The organism is Enterobacter sp. 725m/11, from assembly GCF_011683705.1.
GTDB classification, from domain to species: domain Bacteria; phylum Pseudomonadota; class Gammaproteobacteria; order Enterobacterales; family Enterobacteriaceae; genus Enterobacter; species Enterobacter bugandensis.
The window spans coordinates 57,075-76,190 of the sequence record NZ_JAAQOK010000003.1; the positions used below are offsets into that span (position 1 = coordinate 57,075).

The 19,116-nt window shown below is 56.4% G+C and carries 19 protein-coding genes; 11 read left to right on the plus strand and 8 right to left on the minus strand.

The genetic code is table 11. The features are described from left to right. Window positions 1–6 precede the first annotated feature (6 nt). Window positions 7–1,071 carry a sugar ABC transporter substrate-binding protein gene (locus HBA26_RS01930; protein ID WP_041910939.1) on the plus strand — a complete coding sequence of 355 codons (1,065 nt, stop codon included), beginning with the start codon at window positions 7–9 and terminating at the stop codon, window positions 1,069–1,071. Then, on the plus strand, window positions 1,068–2,309 hold the full coding sequence (locus HBA26_RS01935) for an LVIVD repeat-containing protein (RefSeq protein WP_028012308.1): 1,242 nt from the start codon (window positions 1,068–1,070) through the stop codon (window positions 2,307–2,309). Before HBA26_RS01930 ends, HBA26_RS01935 begins: the two co-directional genes overlap by 4 nt. Window positions 2,310–2,349: 40 nt before the next feature. Here HBA26_RS01935 and mtnK read toward each other — a convergent pair whose 3' ends face one another. Next, window positions 2,350–3,549 (minus strand): S-methyl-5-thioribose kinase, encoded by a 1,200-nt coding sequence (gene mtnK, locus HBA26_RS01940; RefSeq protein ID WP_126345049.1) that lies wholly within the window; start codon window positions 3,547–3,549, stop codon window positions 2,350–2,352. Window positions 3,550–3,653: 104 nt separating this feature from the next. On the opposite strand from mtnK, the gene mtnA reads away from it, so the two are divergent. Together mtnA and HBA26_RS01950 are read left to right on the plus strand one after the other, a co-directional pair. Further along, complete coding sequence (mtnA, locus tag HBA26_RS01945) at window positions 3,654–4,670, plus strand: S-methyl-5-thioribose-1-phosphate isomerase (RefSeq protein ID WP_126345048.1); 1,017 nt, start codon at window positions 3,654–3,656, stop codon at window positions 4,668–4,670. 42 nt (window positions 4,671–4,712) lie between these two features. Next, window positions 4,713–5,183, plus strand: coding sequence for an SRPBCC family protein (locus tag HBA26_RS01950; RefSeq protein WP_126345047.1), 471 nt, complete (start codon window positions 4,713–4,715; stop codon window positions 5,181–5,183). A gap of 53 nt (window positions 5,184–5,236) precedes the next feature. On the opposite strand, the gene HBA26_RS01955 is transcribed toward HBA26_RS01950, so the two are convergent. The 3 genes from HBA26_RS01955 to HBA26_RS01965 are packed head-to-tail and all read right to left on the minus strand — an operon-like array spanning window position 5,237 to window position 7,076. Then, entirely contained in the window at window positions 5,237–5,779 is a 543-nt protein-coding gene (locus tag HBA26_RS01955; RefSeq protein WP_028012312.1) for an acireductone dioxygenase, read from the minus strand. Further along, window positions 5,776–6,465, minus strand: coding sequence for an acireductone synthase (gene mtnC, locus HBA26_RS01960; protein ID WP_126345046.1), 690 nt, complete (start codon window positions 6,463–6,465; stop codon window positions 5,776–5,778). The genes HBA26_RS01955 and mtnC overlap by 4 nt, the downstream gene beginning before the upstream one ends. Then, the gene (locus HBA26_RS01965) at window positions 6,462–7,076 is read right to left on the minus strand and encodes a methylthioribulose 1-phosphate dehydratase (RefSeq protein WP_048961266.1); all 615 of its coding nucleotides are present in this window, start codon (window positions 7,074–7,076) and stop codon (window positions 6,462–6,464) included. Before HBA26_RS01965 ends, mtnC begins: the two co-directional genes overlap by 4 nt. Window positions 7,077–7,197: 121 nt before the next feature. Here HBA26_RS01965 and HBA26_RS01970 point away from each other — a divergent pair, with 121 nt between their 5' ends. Beyond that, a complete protein-coding gene (locus tag HBA26_RS01970) occupies window positions 7,198–8,358 on the plus strand; it encodes a pyridoxal phosphate-dependent aminotransferase (RefSeq protein ID WP_126345045.1) in 1,161 nt (386 codons plus the stop codon). On the opposite strand, the gene HBA26_RS01975 is transcribed toward HBA26_RS01970, so the two are convergent. The 3 genes from HBA26_RS01975 to HBA26_RS01985 all read right to left on the minus strand — a co-directional run bounded on the left by HBA26_RS01975 (window position 8,359) and on the right by HBA26_RS01985 (window position 11,239). Continuing rightward, the gene (locus HBA26_RS01975; RefSeq protein WP_028012316.1) at window positions 8,359–8,985 is read right to left on the minus strand and encodes a ParB/RepB/Spo0J family partition protein; all 627 of its coding nucleotides are present in this window, start codon (window positions 8,983–8,985) and stop codon (window positions 8,359–8,361) included. It abuts the gene before it with no gap. Then, entirely contained in the window at window positions 8,970–10,193 is a 1,224-nt protein-coding gene (locus tag HBA26_RS01980; protein ID WP_069733591.1) for a phosphoadenosine phosphosulfate reductase, read from the minus strand. Before HBA26_RS01980 ends, HBA26_RS01975 begins: the two co-directional genes overlap by 16 nt. A 140-nt stretch (window positions 10,194–10,333) precedes the next feature. After that, on the minus strand, window positions 10,334–11,239 hold the full coding sequence (locus tag HBA26_RS01985) for a LysR substrate-binding domain-containing protein (protein ID WP_048961264.1): 906 nt from the start codon (window positions 11,237–11,239) through the stop codon (window positions 10,334–10,336). 617 nt (window positions 11,240–11,856) lie between these two features. On the opposite strand from HBA26_RS01985, the gene ahpC reads away from it, so the two are divergent. The 6 genes from ahpC to HBA26_RS02015 all read left to right on the plus strand — a co-directional run bounded on the left by ahpC (window position 11,857) and on the right by HBA26_RS02015 (window position 18,472). Then, entirely contained in the window at window positions 11,857–12,420 is a 564-nt protein-coding gene (ahpC, locus tag HBA26_RS01990; RefSeq protein ID WP_008501015.1) for an alkyl hydroperoxide reductase subunit C, read from the plus strand. A 127-nt stretch (window positions 12,421–12,547) separates the two neighbouring features. Continuing rightward, a complete protein-coding gene (ahpF, locus tag HBA26_RS01995) occupies window positions 12,548–14,113 on the plus strand; it encodes an alkyl hydroperoxide reductase subunit F (RefSeq protein ID WP_028012318.1) in 1,566 nt (521 codons plus the stop codon). 189 nt (window positions 14,114–14,302) lie between these two features. After that, window positions 14,303–14,878 (plus strand): molecular chaperone TorD family protein, encoded by a 576-nt coding sequence (locus tag HBA26_RS02000; protein ID WP_227442834.1) that lies wholly within the window; start codon window positions 14,303–14,305, stop codon window positions 14,876–14,878. Next, window positions 14,875–17,151: a molybdopterin-dependent oxidoreductase gene (locus HBA26_RS02005; protein WP_063154718.1), complete on the plus strand. Its 2,277-nt coding sequence runs from the start codon at window positions 14,875–14,877 to the stop codon at window positions 17,149–17,151. Before HBA26_RS02000 ends, HBA26_RS02005 begins: the two co-directional genes overlap by 4 nt. Further along, window positions 17,148–17,705 carry a 4Fe-4S dicluster domain-containing protein gene (locus tag HBA26_RS02010; RefSeq protein WP_049138704.1) on the plus strand — a complete coding sequence of 186 codons (558 nt, stop codon included), beginning with the start codon at window positions 17,148–17,150 and terminating at the stop codon, window positions 17,703–17,705. The genes HBA26_RS02005 and HBA26_RS02010 overlap by 4 nt, the downstream gene beginning before the upstream one ends. Further along, window positions 17,705–18,472: a DmsC/YnfH family molybdoenzyme membrane anchor subunit gene (locus HBA26_RS02015; RefSeq protein WP_069733587.1), complete on the plus strand. Its 768-nt coding sequence runs from the start codon at window positions 17,705–17,707 to the stop codon at window positions 18,470–18,472. The genes HBA26_RS02010 and HBA26_RS02015 overlap by 1 nt, the downstream gene beginning before the upstream one ends. A 39-nt stretch (window positions 18,473–18,511) precedes the next feature. Here HBA26_RS02015 and uspG read toward each other — a convergent pair whose 3' ends face one another. Beyond that, a complete protein-coding gene (uspG, locus tag HBA26_RS02020) occupies window positions 18,512–18,940 on the minus strand; it encodes a universal stress protein UspG (RefSeq protein WP_028012323.1) in 429 nt (142 codons plus the stop codon). Between the last annotated feature and the right edge of the window lie 176 nt (window positions 18,941–19,116).

Genomic DNA, 19,116 nt, shown 5'->3' on the forward strand with positions numbered 1-19,116 from the left:
TAAAAAATGAAAAAGATTGCGCTCTCTTTGGTCGCACTGGGGTTACTCACTTCTCTGCCGGGATTTGCGGCCACGCCCGCGCCGGTTCCGGCCGCCATTGCGAACCACGACGGACCGATCCGCATCGCGGTGATCCGTAACCTCGGCTCGGACGACAACACCACGCAGTTTGTTGCCGGGGCCATTCAGGAAGGGAAAAAGCTCGGCTTTAAGGTCAGCACCTTTTTGAGCAACGGGGATGACGCCAAATTCCAGGACTTCGTTAACCAGGCCATCAGCCAGAAATATGACGGGATCATCCTGTCGCAGGGCCGCGATCCGTACTCCACCGCGCTGGTGAAGAAGGCGGTGGATGCCGGGATCAAGGTCGCCGTATTTGATACCGCCGTAAACGGCGAGATCCCGGGCGTGACCGTCACTCAGCAGGACGACGCCTCCCTGACGAATCTCTCCTTCGGCCAACTGGCGAAAGATTTCAACGGCAAGGCGAATATCGTCAAGCTGTGGGTAGCGGGCTTCCCGCCGATGGAGCGCCGTCAGGCAGCCTATAAAGAATTGCAAAAGCAGTACCCGGAGATTAAAGAGCTGGAGTCCATCGGCGCGGTCTCTTCTGACGTGCAGGGCGACACCGCCAACAAGGTGGGTGCGATCCTGGCGAAATACCCGAAAGGCAAAATCGACGCCATCTGGGGAACCTGGGATGCCTTCAGCCAGGGCGCGTATAAGGCGCTGAAGGAGAACGGCCGTACCGAGATTAAACTCTACAGCATCGACATCTCCAACCAGGATCTGCAGCTGATGCGCGAGCCGGGCAGCCCGTGGAAGGTGAGCGTGGCGGTGGATCCGAAGCTGATTGGGGCGACCAACGTGCGTCTGGTGGCCAATAAGATAGCCGGAGAAGCGACCCCGGCCACCTACGATTTTAAAGCCGCGGCTATTCCGCAGGCGCTGCTGACCGCGCAGCCGGGGGCGGTGAACGTAGCGTCGCTGGGCAAAATCATTCCGGGCTGGGGCCAGACGGAAGATTTTATCGCGCCGTGGTTTGCGACGCTGGAAGCGAAAAATAAATGAGCATCCTCCCCACGCCAGAATACAGCCGCAATATGCGGCTGATCGGCCATAGCGATCAGGGCGGTCGCCCGGACGGCGTGCAGCTGATGGTGCACCGCGGTTTCGCCTATATCGGCCATATGGTGTCGCAGGGCTTTTCGATAGTAGACGTGCGCGACCCGAAAAACCCGAAACCCGCGGGCTATGTGCCTGCGCCGCCGGGCACCTGGAACGTGCACCTCCAGGCGCATGACGACCTGCTGCTGGTGATCAACGCCCGGGATCTGTTTGCCGATGCCCGCTTCGCCGACGAGAAGGTCTACTATACCCGTCAGGTAGGAGAGACCGTCAGCGACGTGCAGGACAGGGGCTGGAGCGCCGGGCTTCGCGTTTTTGATATCTCCACGCCGGACGCGCCGCGCGAAATTGGCTTTCTCTCGCTGAGCGGCATCGGCATTCACCGCATCTGGTACGTCGGTGGCCGCTGGGCGTACGTGTCGGCGCTGATCGACGGTTTTACCGACTACATCTTTCTGACGATCGACCTGGCCGACCCGCGTAAGCCTGAGGTGGCAGGGCGCTGGTGGCTGCCGGGCATGAACCAGGCCGAAGGCGAACAGCCGAACTGGCCGGAAGGGAAACGCTACGCGCTGCACCACGCGATTATTGCCGGCGATACGGCGTACGGCAGCTGGCGCGACGGCGGCCTGACGCTGCTGGACGTGAAGGATCGTACCCAGCCTAAGCTTATTAGCCACCGTAACTGGAGTCCGCCGTTTGGCGGCGGGACGCACACCGCGCTGCCGCTGCCGGACCGGGATCTGCTGGTGGTGCTGGACGAAGCGGTGCTCGATAACCAGGAAGACGGCGAGAAGCTGATCTGGCTGTTTGATATCCGCGAGCCGTCGAACCCGGTGAGCATCTCGACCTTCCCGCAGCCGAATGAAATCGACTACGTGGCGAAAGGGGCGCATTTTGGGCCGCACAACCTGCACGAGAACCGGCCGGGGAGCTTTGTCAGCTCAACGCTGATTTTTGCCACCTATCAGAATGCTGGCGTGCGCGCGTATGACATCTCCAATCCGTATCGCCCGGTAGAAACCGGTGCGCTGGTGCCCGCGGCACCGGAGAGGATGATGGACACGCGCCCGAATCGCCCGCAGGTGATCCAGTCCTGTGACGTGTTTGTGGATGCGCAGGGAATTATTTACAGCACGGACTATAACGGCGGGCTGTCGGTGATTGAGTATCTGGGGTGAGTGCGGTTTGATGCCCTCACCCACAGGGAGAGGGAGAAAATCAACTGTACTGCCGCACCCGCGCCACCAGATCTTCCGCGCTGTCGATACGGTCGGCAATCACAATGAGCGCCTTGCCGAGCGTTATCGCGTGGCGCAGGCACTCGTGGCGCATGGCCTCGTCCTGAATGGTGTCGATATCCGCGACGTGGGAAAGCCCGACGCTGCGGCGAATGAGTTCGGTGCCGCAGAAGCCGATGGCGTCATGCCAGACCTTTTTCAGGAACGCGGAGGCATAGCCTGGCGCGCTGAGCGCGGCGTCGCGGGCTTTCTCGTTTGCCAGCGCCTGGAAGCGTTCCGCGAAGGTGTTCCACAGCTCCTGAATATCGGTCAGGCGCTGCTCGCGCGCGGCGGCGGCATCGCGAATGCCCAGATGGCCCGGCAGGCCGCAGAAGTTGAGCAGCAGGTTACCGATGGCGGTGCCGACGTCAAAGCCAATCGGCCCGAAATAGCCGAACTCGGCGTCGATGGCCTTCAGGCTACCGTCGGCCACAAAAATCGAGCCGCTGTGAATATCCCCGTGCAGCAGCGCTTCGGCATGCGAGAAGAAGCGGTGCTTCAGGGAGGCCACGGCAATTTTTAGCGGGGCGTCGTCGCGCAGGGCGGCGACGTCATTTTCCAGCTCGGCAGGGTAGTTATTGCGCTCATGAACCTGGTACGGATCGTTGAAGAACAGATCTTCGGTGATCTCGCACATCTCCGGGTTGATGAATTTCGCCACCTGCGCTTTTTTCGCGTGCGGGTGCAGATAGAAATCGCTGGTGTGGAACAGCGCGTGCGCGAGGTATTCGCCCAGCTGGCACGCCGCCTGCGGGTAGTAAATGTTGTTGATCAGCTCGCCGCGCCAGATGCGATGGCTGGAGAGATCTTCCATCACCATCACCGCCAGTTCCGGGTCAAAGTGGTGGATTTTCACGGTGTGCTGCGGGCTGTGCTGGTAATGCTCGACCAGGGTTTGCGCCTCGAGGCGAGCGCGATCCAGCGTCAGCGGCCATGACTCGCCGACGCAGCGCACGTAGGGCAGCGCCTGTTTAACGATGATGCGGCTCACGCCCGCGCTGTCGTAAATTTTAAAAACCAGATTGAGGTTGCCGTCGCCCACTTCCTGCGCCTCTACCAGCGATGACGGATCGTCAAGCCCACCAAACTGCCTGGCATACTCCACGGCGTCCTGAGCGGTAAAGGTACGGTATTGCGACATGGCCTGTTCCTCATGAGTTAACTAATTAAGACATGTAGACGTCTATACATCTGGATTTCATCCTGACACAATGTGCTACAACAACGCAACAGGGAATTAACGACATGCAGACATTACAGACGACCAGCCTGCGGGTGGCGGATAATCAGCTCTTTATTCTCGACCAGCAGGCGCTTCCGCAGGAGAAACGCTGGCTGGATGCCTCAACGGTGGAGGCGCTGGTGGGGCATATCCACGCTCTGCGCGTGCGTGGCGCGCCGTTGATTGGTCTCTCTGCAAGCCTGCTGCTGGCGCTGCTGGCGGAAAACGGCAAAAGCCGCGATGAGCTGGCGGTGGCGCTGGAAACGCTTCGCGCATCCCGCCCGACGGCGGTAAACCTGATGAACAACCTCGACCGCATGAAGCTTGCGCTGGGGGAAGAGGATTTCGTTCCGGCGCTGGTGGCGGAGGCGCTGCGCCTGATTGACGAAGACAAACGGCTTTGCGACGCGATTGCAAAAGCGGGCAGCGCGCTGGTGAAGCCCGGCAGCCGTCTGCTGACCCACTGCAACACCGGCGGGCTGGCAACCGCGGGCGTCGGTACGGCGCTGGGCGTGATTGCCCGCGCGCATCAGGAGGGTAACGTCAGCAGCGTCTGGGTGGATGAAACCCGTCCGCTGTTGCAGGGCGGCAGGCTGACCGCATGGGAGCTGGGCGAGCTGGGGGTGCCGTATCAGCTGATTACCGACTCCATGGCCGCCAGCCTGATGGCGAAAGGGCAGGTGGACGCCGTGTGGGTGGGGGCCGATCGCATCGCCGCTAACGGTGATGTGGCGAACAAGATCGGCACTTATTCGCTGGCGGTGCTGGCGAAATTCCACGGTATTCCATTTTACGTCGCCGCCCCACAAACGACGCTCGACCCGGCCTGCCCGAACGGGGATGCGATCCCCATCGAGAAGCGCGACGCCAGCGAGGTGACGGGCGTTGCCGGAAGCTTTGGCGCGGTGCAGTGGGCGCCGGAAGACGCGCAGGTCTATAACCCGGCATTCGACGTCACGCCCGCCTCGCTGATTAGCGGCTGGGTGCTGGATACGGGTGTGGTCACGCCGGATGAGGTGGCGGAAGGGAAATTTGCCTGAGTCCGGCTATCCTTTAAGGGGGTTCCCTGAGAGGACAACATCGTGACGCTCGATCCTGAAACAGACTTAAAACTGGAGCGCGTGGTGGACGCACCGCGCGACCTGCTCTGGCTCTGCTGGACCACGCCCGAGCACATCAAAAACTTCTTCATTCCTGCTCCGCACAAGGTGACCGAATGCGACCTCGACCTGCGCGTGGGCGGGCGGTTCAACACCGTGTTTGAGGTAGACGGGCAGGGGATGGATAACCGGGGTGTCTTCCTGGAAATCGACCCGGGGAAAAAACTGGTGTTTACCGACGGCTATACCGAAGGCTGGAAACCGGCCGAGAAGCCGTTTATGACGGCAATTTTGTTGCTGGAAGACGTCGGGGAGGGGAAAACCCGCTATACGGCGATAGCGCGCCATCCGACGAAGGAAATCCGCGAGCAGCATGAACAGATGGGCTTCCACGAAGGGTGGGGGATTGTGCTGGATCAACTGGTGGGGTATGTGAAAGGGCTTAACGCTTAGTGCGCGCTGGTGCCCTCACCCCGACCCTCTCCCACGGGGAGAGGGAGAAAAGATCAGGCCAGGCGTGGATACGCATCCGCGATTGCATCGCCCGTAAACTGCGCCACCCAGCCTTCCGGATTGTCGAAAATACGAATGGCCGTAAAGTTCGGCTCTGAACCCATATCAAACCAGTGCGGCGTGCCCGCCGGCACGGAAATCAGGTCGTTTTTCTCGCACAGCACCTGATAAACCTCATCGCCAATGTGCAGGCAGAACAGCCCGGCACCTTCCACGAAAAAGCGTACTTCGTCCTCGCCGTGGGTGTGTTCGTTCAGGAACTTCGCGCGCAGCGCCTCTTTCTGCGGGTTGTCGGCGCGCAGGCTGATCACGTCCCAGCTCTGATAGCCTTTCTCTGCCACCAGCTTGTCGATCGCGTGTTGATACGCTTCGATCACGGCTTCGGGCGCAGGATCCTGCCCTAAATCACGGTCTGCCGCCCAGCGCTCAAAGCGCACGCCCTTAGCGTTCAGCTGTTGAGCGATTTCGGCGGCGTCGGTGCTGTGCCACAGGGGCTTACTGGCGTCTTTATCGGAATAAATGGTCAATGCGCTCATGAAGGGATCTGCTCCGGATTAATCTCGTCAAACTGGTGGATTTGATGGTGATGGCTCGCGCCGTCATCTTCACCGCGAATCAGTTGCAGGGTGCGAAAACCCGCCTGTTCAGCCGCGTCCAGCTCCTGGTGAATATCCGACAGGAACAGGATCTGCGACGGGGCGATGCCCGTGTGTGCCGCAATGTTCTGGTAAGACTGCACCTCGCGCTTGGCGCCGATGTGGGTGTCAAAATAACCGCTGAACAGATGAGTAATATCACCTTCGTCGCTGTAGCCAAATAACAGTTTCTGCGCAGCAACGGAGCCAGAGGAATAAACATAGAGATCAATCCCTTGCGCCTTCCATTTTTCCAGCGCGGGCAGAACGTCAGGGTACAGATGGCCGGTAAAGTCACCGTTGATGTAACCCTCCTGCCAGATGATGCCTTGCAGGGCTTTGAGCGCCGTCGATTTGCGGTCTTCATCCATAAAGCTAAACAGCACGTTGATGAGATCGCCGACGCCAGCATGCGGATCGCTGATTTCATCGCGCAGGTTGTCCAGAATCGATTTGACCGGCTCGGCGTACTGCTGGGCGGTCACGAAGGCCGCCAGCCGCTCACGCGCGTAGGGGAACAAAACGTCATGGACAAAACGAATATCGCTGGTGGTTCCTTCAATATCCGTCACAATCGCGCGAATCATACTCTCTCCAGTTGTCGTAAACGCATTTCGCATTCAAATAAGAATTCTAAACCTTCCAGATGACGGCGGGCTTCGGCCACGTCGCGTCCCCAGCAGGTTAAGCCATGGCCGCGCAGAAGAAAACCATAATTAAGCGGACGCTCCTGGGCGTAATGGGCGATGCGCGAGGCGAGGGCGTCGATGTCCTGGTCGTTATCAAACACCGGGATGGCGACGGTATCCAGATGGGTAGTCTGCCCGGTAAGCGATTTCTGCATCTCGAAACCGCTGATATTCAGTTCGGCTTCTTTGACCAGACGCGACAGCACCGTGGCGTTAACGGTATGAACGTGCAGGACGGCGTTAGCCTCCGGGAACAGGCGATAGATAAGGGTGTGTAGCCCGGTCTCCGCCGACGGTTTTCGACCGGACGGCGCCCGGTTGGTGGCGATCTCCACCTGTAGAAAATCGTCGGTGGTCAGGCTGCCTTTGTCCTTGCCGGATTCGCTGAGCCAGCAGAGGTGCTCGTCCTGACGCACCGACATATTACCGCCGGTGGCGGGTGCCCAGCCTTTGGCGCCTATCCAGCGGCAGGCGTCGACCAGGTGTGTGAGCAGCAGGTTGTCTGTCATTTCCTTTTACCCCTCGGCCAGGAATATTGATATGGTTTAGACGTCTAAGCGTCTTGATTGCCAAAGACTAACATCGTGTTATAGTGGCAGCAACATAAGTATTACAAGCAGGCACGACAACATGAGCAATAACGTATTGATCCCGCAGAGTAAACTTCCTAATCTCGGTACCACCATCTTTACGCAGATGAGCGCCCTGGCGCAGCAGCACAATGCCATTAACCTCTCGCAGGGGTTCCCCGATTTCGATGGTCCGAAATATTTGCAGGAACGTCTGGCGCACCACGTGGCGCAGGGTGCGAATCAGTATGCGCCGATGACCGGCGTGCAGGCGCTGCGGGAAGCCATTGCAGACAAAACGGCGGCGCTGTATGGCTATCACCCCGATGCGAACAGCGATATCACGGTGACGGCAGGGGCGACCGAAGCGCTGTACGCGGCCATCACCGCGCTGGTGCGCGCGGGGGATGAAGTCATCTGCTTTGACCCAAGCTACGACAGCTATGCGCCTGCGGTTGAACTCTCCGGTGGCGTGGTGAAGCGCGTGGCGCTCCAGCCGCCGCATTTCCGCCCGGACTGGCAGGCGTTCGCCGCGCTGCTGAGCGATAAAACCCGTCTGGTGATCCTGAATACCCCGCACAACCCGTCGGCGACGGTGTGGCAAAAGGCCGATTTTGCCGCGCTGTGGCAGGCTATCGCCGAGCGGGAAATTTACGTCCTGAGCGATGAAGTCTACGAGCACATCTGCTTTGCGGAGGAAGGGCACGCCAGCGTGCTGGCCCATCCGCAGCTTCGCGAGCGCGCGGTAGCGGTGTCGTCATTTGGCAAGACCTACCATATGACCGGCTGGAAGGTAGGGTACTGCGTGGCCCCGGCGGCCATCAGCGCGGAGCTGCGCAAGGTGCACCAGTACCTGACCTTTGCGGTCAACACGCCTGCCCAGCTGGCGCTGGCGGACATGCTGCGCAGCGAACCGCAACACTATCGCGAGCTGCCGGATTTTTACCGCGCGCGTCGGGATCTGTTTGTAAATGCGCTGAGCAAAAGCCGTCTGGAAATTCTGCCGTGTGAAGGGACCTACTTCCTGCTGGCAGACTACAGCGCGATTTCCGATCTGGACGACGTCAGCTTTTGCCGGTGGCTGACGAAGGAGGTGGGCGTGGCGGCTATTCCGCTGTCGGTGTTCTGCGCCGATCCCTTCCCGCATAAGCTGATTCGCCTGTGCTTTGCGAAGCAGGAATCGACGCTGCTGGCTGCGGCGGAGCGTCTGGCGACGCTCTGACTATTTCACCGTCCAGGCTTCGGAATAGCGACGGTCTGCAAACAGCTCCAGCAGGCCGTTGATCTGCTTCAGGCGCAGCACCTCGTCGCTGTCCATCCCCAGTTCCTTACCGATTTTCTCATCGTTCCAGCCAAGCTGGGCCAGCTCCCGGACAATGTCGGACATGGCGTTGATCTGGTGGCGTCCCCGCGCACGGTTGTGGCGTATGGTGGCGGCCATCCGGTCAAGCTTTTGCTGGCGATCTTTGCGCAGGCAGGTGACGGGCAAATAGCCCCGAAGCTGGCGCTTCAGCGCGGCCCTGCTTTTACCGATTTCGTGACGATGGAAGCCGTCGACAATTTCGTAATGCGCCGGTTCGCTCTCCGTCACCACGATGGGCTGCGTAAACCCGTCGAGCTCGAGCGATTGACTCAGCAGACGCTTTTCCGGCGGCGCCACGTTATTCGGGTTGTAATCGTTGGCAACGATAGCGTCCTGCTTTATCCACAGCACGCAGTCGACGGGCTGGTCGCTGAACGGGCTGAGATGATGCATGGCCTGGCGAAAAGCATTGATGGCATCTATACGTTGCTCGTCGGTGAGCGTCTGCAAATAGGTTTCCAGTTCGGTAATCAGTCGTTGCTGCATAAGATCCCCCACTCATTGCGTTTTGATTTCATCCGTTCGCTATAGCGCTGATAGTGCTTTGGTTTGTTCGGGCTAAAGGAGAGGGCCCGACACCAGTAATCGTTGTTGAGCAGAACCTTGCATATTCGCCGCCAGGACGGGATATCCTTTGAGCCGATATCACCCTCCTGCGTATCAGGAAGATCGGACATCCCGCGCTTCTGATACCAGTGCAGGTACACCGCGACTTTATTGCGATAATGTTCAGCCGTCTGTTGCGGCATGCTGTCGAGGAGCAGCATGGCGTACTCCTGCCAGCTGAGGTGGTCGGGCTTGAGGATCTTTCTGTGACCGTAGAAGTGGTTGTCGTGCCCCGCGTAAATTCCGCCGCTGCGCACGCCGCTGACGCGTGCGCACATGGCGGCCCAGCGTTCAGGTTCAACGACATGATAGAGCCATAAGCCCTGTCGCTGCTCCGGGCCAAAGGGTTCACAGATGCGCATGTAGCGCGGCGGCACGCCGGCCTGGTACATCAGATTGTATAGGGGGTTATAGGCGCAGCCCGTTTTGGCAAACCAGGTCCAGATGTCGGCGGTTTTCCAGTCGTAGAGAGGATAGATATACCAGGCATGACCGCCGGGCGCGACGGTCGTCCAGGGTTTGTCGTCGGAAAAGCGCTGCTTGCGCGCGCAGGCGATTGCCAGGAAGCGGTTATAGGATTCGTCGGCGCGGATGCCCACCATCACTGCGGCGGGGCGCCTTCGCGCATACCATTCGGCAAAGTCCCTGACGAAGGCCTCGAAGGTCATCCCCTGCTGATAAAAATCAAAATAAAACGTACTGGTGATGGCATCAGGCGGAGGCTGTCTGACCCAACTTATGCCGGGTTCCCAGCACTGCCATTCCGGCTGGTACTGAGAGAGGGCATTTTGCGTGGTGATCGGCAGCGCCACCCACCAGAACTGATTGATGACGTCACGATATTGGGTCCTCATGTTCTCAATATGCTCAATGGTGCAGGAGAACTGTGCTTCCCAGTCCAGAAAAAGGACATCTATTTTTCTGTTCAGCTGCCGCGCCCGTTGCGCAGCAAGATGAAGCATCACCGTTGAATCTTTTCCGCCAGAAAAAGAGACGCACACGCGGGTAAAATTTTGCAGCGTCCAGTTTATGCGTTCTGAAGCAGCCTCCAGAACGTTTTCCTGAAGAGGGTATTTATAGATAGACATGATGAGTCGCATCCTGCGTATGGAATACCGTTAATGCTATTAAACTGCCATCATGTTATTATATGTTTTCATTCTCAACTAATTATTTTACGCCTTCACTCTATTCTTGCTGGAAATACCTTCGCGATGACGCGTCCATTCTATTGAGCCAACTTATGCAATTTTTCAATAAAGCTGGCGAATACACTGCTGTTTAACGACGCGCGGTTGTAGACCATATAGATTTGCGCTTCGGGCAATTTGAAGGGCGCGGCTACGGACTTTAATTTTAAAGCGTGTTTATAGGTTTCAAAAATGGAAAGAGGAATATAGCCGACTAAATCAGACATGCTGATCATAGAGAGGAGCGAACTGAGAGAGTCCGAACGGAACGCGATGTTTCTCTCCGGGAACGCTTCGTTGGCTCGAACCTGATACTCCTTCACGCCCGTATTCGTGCTTTGATACATCGTGAATTTCTCATTGTATAACTGCTCGACGGAGACTTCTGTACCTATTCTCGGATGGTCTTCGCGGCAGATCATCACGGTGGGAATGGTGGTGAAATGCGAGCAGACAACGGACCGGTTATTCACGGGCGCAACGGTAAAAATGAGATCGGCTTTACGGTAGGCCAGTAAATCCTCTGCTGACTCCGCAGAGACAAGCATATCGCGTTGTTCTACCTCACAATTTTCCTGAGACATTAACAGTTGAATGGGGTCGAGAAGATAGCCTGGCGTCACCATCTGAGAACAATAAATGACAAAATTTTTCTTTATGTCGGTGTGGTGCATCAGGTTGATGGTCTGCTCAATCTGATTGAGGTTTTGCTCAAGATGCAGGTGCAGGTTAGTCCCGACGGTCGTGGGGGTGATCCCCTTGCCGGAACGGATAAACAGCGGATCGTTAAGCTGGCCACGCAGGCGTTGCAAAGACTGACTGACGGCTGAAGGAGTGATGTAAAGCGTTTCAGCGGCCTTGCTGATGCTAAGATGTTGATAGATACACTCAAAAATGACCAGTAAATTAAGGTCGAATTTTTTAAGGTCATAAAGATTTGCCATGTGTCATCCTGTTTGCCGTGAGTCTGTTGTTAACATATTGATGATAACTATAGATTAAAGTTAACCATTTACAATCCTTGTGGTTAACTAACTTAAAGTGTTATTTAAGTTATCTTAATATATCACGCCATCGGATTATTGAAATAGAATTACATGTGAGATTAAGATAATTTTATCTTTGAATGGGCTGGGTTCAATTTAATAAATGTTGACATTTATATATTGCCGTAAATTGATTACGTAAAGTTAATTTACGAGCGTAATGTATTTCTCAGTCAAAACCTATCACAGCCATAGGCAGGAACGCGCTTTTGATGGATTGCTCTCGATGGGGGCTGGTGGTGTAATCAACCTGCTGTTACGACCTTGATACAAGGTATGTAGAGCGCAACGCAACGCCAGCCTCGGCTGGCACTGAATGTACCTGCGGGGAATTCAGGTATCAGGGCCGCCCGTTGAGGCGGCCTTTATACTTTCTGGAGTACCGCAGCAGGTTCACCTTGCTGTCTTGTTGAAGTTGTAAGGTTTGGCTGATTGATTTGATAAAGCATACGCATTAGCCCCGATGAGCAAAGTTGGTTACCTTAGCTCTCAACGAAAACACGGAGGAAGTACAGATGTCTTTGATTAACACTAAAATTAAACCTTTCAAAAACCAGGCGTTCAAAAACGGTGAGTTCATTGAAGTAACCGAGAAAGATACCGAAGGTCGCTGGAGCGTCTTCTTCTTCTATCCGGCTGACTTCACCTTCGTTTGCCCGACCGAACTGGGCGACGTGGCTGACCATTACGACGAACTGCAGAAGCTGGGCGTAGACGTTTACTCTGTCTCTACCGATACCCACTTCACCCACAAAGCGTGGCACAGCAGCTCTGAAACCATCGCGAAAATCAAATACGCGATGATCGGCGACCCGACTGGCGCCCTGACCCGTAACTTCGACAACATGCGTGAAGATGAAGGCCTGGCCGACCGTGCAACCTTCGTGGTTGACCCGCAGGGCATTATCCAGGCTATCGAAGTTACCGCTGAAGGTATCGGCCGTGATGCTTCTGACCTGCTGCGTAAAGTGAAAGCGGCTCAGTACGTGGCTTCTCACCCAGGTGAAGTGTGCCCGGCTAAATGGAAAGAAGGCGAAGCGACCCTGGCTCCATCCCTGGACCTGGTCGGTAAAATCTAAGTTTTCACCATCCGGCAATCAATGGGCGCCCCCCGCGCCCATTTCATTCCAGCACCATGATGCAAGTTGCATTCAGGCCGCCCGCAAAGGCAGCTTGCATGATGACGTCTTAAGAGAGGGAAGAACTATGCTCGACACCAATATGAAAACCCAGCTCAAGGCCTACCTTGAGAAACTGACTAAACCCGTTGAGCTGATTGCCACGCTGGACGACAGCGCGAAATCGGCAGAAATCAAAGAGCTGCTGGCGGAGATCGCTGAACTGTCGCCGAAAGTGACCTTCAAAGAAGACAATTCGCTTGCGGTTCGTAAACCCTCTTTCCTGATTACTAACCCGGGCTCGGACAAGGGACCGCGTTTTGCCGGCTCTCCGCTGGGGCATGAATTTACCTCACTGGTGCTGGCGCTGCTGTGGACCGGCGGTCATCCGTCAAAAGAAGCGCAGGCGCTGCTGGAGCAGATCCGCGATATCGACGGTGATTTTGAGTTTGAAACCTATTATTCGCTCTCCTGCCACAACTGCCCGGACGTGGTGCAGGCGCTGAACCTGATGTCGGTTCTGAACCCGCGCATCAAGCATACGGCGATTGACGGCGGTACTTTCCAGAATGAAATCACCGATCGCAACGTGATGGGTGTTCCGGCGGTGTATCTGAATGGTCAGGAGTTCGGCCAGGGCCGCATGACGCTGACGGAAATCGTCGCGAAAGTGGATACCGGCGCGGAAAAACGCGCGGCGGAAGAACTGAACAAACGCGATGCGTACGATGTGCTGATTGTCGGTTCCGGCCCTGCGGGCGCGGCGGCAGCGGTTTACTCTGCACGTAAAGGTATTCGTACCGGTCTTATGGGCGAACGCTTTGGCGGACAGGTGCTGGATACCGTGGACATTGAAAACTACATTTCCGTACCAAAAACCGAAGGTCAGAAGCTGGCCGGTGCGCTGAAGGCTCATGTCAGCGATTACGAGGTAGATGTAATCGACAGCCAGAGCGCCAGCAAGCTGATTCCGGCGGCGGTGGAAGGGGGCTTACACCAGATTGAAACCGCCTCTGGCGCGGTGCTGAAAGCTCGCAGCGTGATCGTTGCCACCGGGGCAAAATGGCGCAACATGAACGTGCCGGGCGAAGATCAATACCGTACCAAAGGCGTGACCTATTGCCCGCACTGTGACGGCCCGCTGTTTAAAGGCAAACGGGTGGCGGTGATCGGCGGCGGTAACTCCGGCGTGGAAGCGGCTATCGACCTGGCGGGGATTGTTGAACACGTGACGCTGCTGGAGTTCGCGCCTGAGATGAAGGCCGACCAGGTGCTGCAGGATAAAGTTCGCAGCCTGAAAAACGTCGACATCGTGCTGAACGCGCAGACCACGGAAGTGAAGGGCGACGGTAGCAAAGTGACCGGTCTGGAGTACCGTGACCGCGTAAGCGGCGACGTTCATAGCGTTCAGCTTTCGGGGATCTTCGTACAAATTGGCCTGCTGCCGAACACCACCTGGCTGGAAGGCGCGATTGAGCGCAACCGCATGGGCGAGATTATCATCGATGCGAAATGTGAAACCAGCGTGAAGGGCGTGTTTGCCGCGGGCGACTGCACCACCGTGCCGTACAAGCAGATCATCATCGCGACTGGCGAAGGTGCAAAAGCGTCCCTGAGCGCGTTTGACTACCTGATCCGCACCAAAACCGCATAATAAAAGAAAGTTAGACATACCTGCAGTAGCCACCTCTTTATGAGGTGGCTTTTTTTTAGATTTTTTTACCCTCAATTATCCTCGTTATTAACCCCTTCATGCGTTAATTACCTGCTTCGATCAAAGAAAATAATAAGCCTGCTGATAATATCTTGTCGTTTTTTATAGCGATAAATATTTATATTTAATATGAATGACAAAGATACATCCACTTCTTCAATATATGAGGCGTTAACCCCATTTGAAATAAAGGGATTGATGTTTCGTGATTTCTTTAACGCGGCGGACATGGCATCGCGATGCGCTTCGTTACATCCTTTATTCCCGGAAAGTGAAACCTGGCAGCAGGATGAGGCGTTAGAGGTTGAGTATGATTTCAACGCCCTGTTTGTCGGCCCTGCAACGCTATTGGCGCCGCCTTATGCCTCGGTGTATCTGGACGAAGAGCCTCTGCTGATGGGCGCTACAACGCTGAGCGTACGCGAATTCCTGCGCAGCATCGGGCTTTTTGTGACCGGGGAAAATAGCGTTCCCGACGATCACGTCAGCTATGAAATGGAGCTGGTGGTGATGCTCTCCGCGCATGCCAGACATTCGCCGCAATATCATGACGCACTCGCCCGCTTTGTGCAGGGGCATCTTGAATTATGGCTCCCCGCATTTATCGCAAAAATAAAGGATTGCGCGAAAACATCCGCAATTAAATGTCTCGCGTTGCAGATGACTAATTGGTTTGATGAATTAAAGACGAGAGTAATATTATGAGTATTGATAAAGGGCAGCTAAACCGGCGCTCCTTTTTAAAAGGACTGATTGCGCTGGGTACCGTTGCCGCATTACCCGGCGGACTATTATCATCCCGATGTGCCATGGCACAGCCCCCCATTCCGTTTAACCCAAAAACCTACAAAATTTTCCGTAACGCTTGCCCGCGTAACTGCTACGACACCTGCAGCTTAAAAACCTGGGTCAAAGATGACGTCATCACCTTCGTTGACGGGGCAAGCGAGTCCACGTTTACACACGGTGCCCCGTGTGTGAAAGGGCTGACCTACCCGCGCCGGGTCTACTCCCCGGACCGTATTAAATACCCGATGATCCAGGATGGGCGCGGCAGCGGTAAATGGCGTCGCATCTCCTGGGATGAGGCCATGCAGCGCATTGCCAGCAAGATGCTGGAGATTAAAAAGAAAGACGGGTCTATGCTCGGCCTGGCGCTGTCGAAATACTCCGGCAACCTGGGCGTGATGAGTTATGCCGTGGAGGGGATGATGTCTTCTCTCGGTTACACCACGCGGTTCGCTGGTACGCCATGCTGGCCAGCAGGGATCGATGCCCAGCACTATGACATGGGCGACATGTGGTGTAACGACCCGGAAGATCTGGTGAAAGCCAAATACATCATTATCTGGGGCGCAAACCCGGCCTGGTGCTCCATGCATACCATGAAATACATCTATCAGGCGCGTGAGAAAGGGGCGAAAGTGGTGGTCATTGATCCGCTGTTCTCGCAAACCGCCGCGAAAGCCGATTTGTATCTGCGCGTGCGCCCGGGATCGGACGGCGCATTGGCGCTGGGAATGGCGCGGCACCTGCTGGATATTGGCCGCGTCGACCAGGAGTTTGTGAACAACTTCGCGCACGGTTTCCCGGAATTTGAACAGTATCTGCGTAGCAATATCACCGTGGAGTGGGCATCTGAAATCTGTGGCCTGTCGGCAGAGGTGATTCGCCAGTTGGCGGAAGAGTTCACCGCGGTAAAACCTGCCACCGTCTGGATCGGCTACGGGATGCAGCGCCACGTCAACGGTGGGGCGAACGTGCGCGCCATTGACGCTTTTGTTGCCATGACTGGCAACATCGGTGTGGAAGGCGGCGGTGCCCGCTACGGCCATCTGCAGACCTGGGGCTACAACTATCATGCGATGACGCAGAAACCACCGGTCGGATCTGTTGGCATGGTGGGAGAAAGCGGCCCGGTAGGGGAGTTCGTCAGTGACAGCGGCGAAAAGAGCCACTATTCCGACCGCGCGCTGAACCTGAACCAGACCGCGCAGAGCATTCTTGATGCCAACGATCCGCCCATTCGTATGCTGTGGGTAGCGTGCAAGAACCCGTTCGCGCAGGACTTTGACCGCAACAAAATGGAAAAAGCCTTCAGCAAGCTGGAGATGGTGGTCTGCGTCGATCAGTTCTTCAACGAGACGGTGCAGCATGCCGATATTGTGCTGCCGGTGACCACCACCTTTGAGCACTGGAACCTGTCGTCGTCTTACTGGCATTACTGGCTTTCGGTGAATGAACCGGCCATTAAACCGATGTACGAGTGCAAGAGCGATCTGGATATTGCCGTGCTGCTCTCGCGTACCATTAACAAAATGGAGCCGGGCTCCTGTACTTTCCCGCAGGACATTGACCAGAAAAAATGGCTCGACCTTGAGTTCAATGAGGGCATGGCGAAGCAGTTCGGCATCCGCTCCTGGGACGATCTGCTGGATGGGCCGGTGAAAGCCAAAATGGTCAGCTCGGCGGCCTGGCACGACCGCAAGTTTAAAACGCCATCGGGCAAGTATGAGTTCCTCTCCGAGCTGTGTGAAAAGAACGGCCATAAAGCGCTGCCGGAGTATCTGCCTGCCGCGGAGGGCAAGCTGCCGTTCCATCTGTTTACTCCGCATTTGCAGTACGGCCTTCACTCTCAGTTCGTCAACCTCGACTGGATGCAGGTCTTCTGGCCGGAGCCGTTTGTCTATATCCACCCAGCCGCCGCGCACAAGAAGGGGATTCGCGAGCTGGCGAAAGTCCGCGTGTTTAACGACGTGGGCGAAGTGGAGCTGCGGGCGAAGATCACCACCAACGTGCCGGAAGATTTCCTGGTGATGTATGAGTCCTGGTTTAACAAGCTTAAGTACAACGTGCAGAACGTCGTGAAAGATACGCCAGCCGATATGGGCAAGATGGCAACCGGCGCGCCTGGCGCGGCGATCCACAGCCAGTTTGTCGACATTGCCCTTATCGCGAATGAAGGAGCAGACGCATGAGACGCGCATTTTTAGTGAACAGTGATAAATGTATTGGCTGCCGCGGATGCGCCATGGCCTGCAAGAGCTTTAACCAGCTTGAGCCGGATCGCTACTGGCGCTATGTCTATCCGCTGGATAAAGAAATTTATCCGCATGAGGAGCGTGCGTTTTTCTCGCTGGCCTGTAACCACTGTGAAAACCCGGCCTGTCTGGCGGCATGCCCGGTGGAAGCCTACACCAAACGTGATGACGGCGTGGTGGTCCATAACCCTGAACGCTGTATCGGCTGTAAAAACTGCATCCGTAACTGCCCGTACGGCGCGCCGCGCTTCAATGAAGAGACGCAAAAGGCGGAGAAGTGCAGCATGTGCTATGAACGTCTGGATATCGGTATGGCTCCGGCCTGCGTGAACGCGTGTCCGGTCGGTGCCCTGTCGATTATCGATCTGGATGCCGATCCTCTGCCGAACAATGCCGTGCAGTATCCGCCGGGCTTCCCGAAGATGCCTCAGCTTAATCCGGGTACGCGCTTCATTCTGGCCCGTCAGCCAAAACAGCCGGGGGATAAATAATGGAAAAGTACGAACTGCCGTTGGTGATTTTTACCGTGCTAAGCCAGATGTCCGTCGGGATGACGCTGCTCCTGACCTGGCGCACGCTGCGTGGTGAAGTGCATGGCACCCGCCTTCACTGGCTGATTACCGGGCTGATTCTGGGCGTAGCCTCCATTGCCGCCGTGCTGCATCTGGCGCACCCGGAACACGCATACAACGCGTTGATTAACCTGAAACATGCCTGGCTGAGCCGCGAAATTCTGGGCGCGACCCTGTACGGCGCCATGATTGGGCTGGCCTTCCTGAGTAAGGGAAACAAAGGCGCAGCGCTGCTGGCGTCCCTGTTTGGGATCCTGCTGGTGGTGGTGCAGGGAATGACCTACGCGGCACCGGCGATGCAGGCCATTGCCAACGGCATCACCATGATGCTGTTCTTTGCGACGGTCTGGGTGATGGGCTGTGCCGCAACGCCGCTGCTCGGGCTGAAAGGATCAAACGCCGCGCTGCGCCAGGGGATTATCGCCCTGATGGCGCTGCTGATTGCCGCGCCGGTGATGTGGCTCAGCGGCGGTACCATCATGAAAATGACCGCTCACGCCTGGTTAAGCTCGCCGCTCTATCTGGGCAGCCTGCTGTGCTGCGTTGTGGGTGGCGCGTTATCGCTGAAGCGCCAGCCGATGCAGAAAGCGGTGTTTGCGCTCCTGCTGGTGGGCGTGGTGCTCAGCCGCCTGACCTTCTTCGGCGATACCATCAGCACCATCGTCAATATTGGTCACCTGTACTGATAAACAAAACCCCGCGAAAGCGGGGTTTTTTGTTGGTATTTACCGGACCACCATCACCGGAATATGGGTGTGGCGGATCACGCTGGAGGCGTTCGACCCCAGCAGGTGAGTGGTAATGGAGGGATTACGTGAACCGATCACCACCACGTCTGCATTCAGCTCCGCGGCCAGTTCATTGACGGCATCGCGCACGCTACCGAACCGGACGTGGGTTTTGATGCGGGAAGGGTCGATGCTGAAATGCCCGACCATGGTCTGCAGCCGCGTTTCGGCTTCGTGCTGTAAGTGCTCCTCAAAGCGACGCACGTCGGCGGCAAAGCGGTGCAGGCTCAGGCTGGCAGAGCCCGGTAAGACGTGTAAAAGATGAATAATTCCGTCCTGCTGCGCGAGGAATTCCGCGTGGCGAACAGCTTTGTCGCTCAGTTCCATTTCGAAAACATCAACCGGCATAATGATTGTCTTATACATAACCGTTTCTCCTTGTTTATAAACGTTGGATACATTCAACCACAAAATATGAATGGTTTCTGTAAGCGCTTCGGCACTTTTCCTCTCTCGCCAGGATAAATCTCAAAAGGCGCGTATTTCCCGGCAGACTTTCAGGGGTAGCTACCCTTTATAAACTTACCTGAAACCTTTCGGAG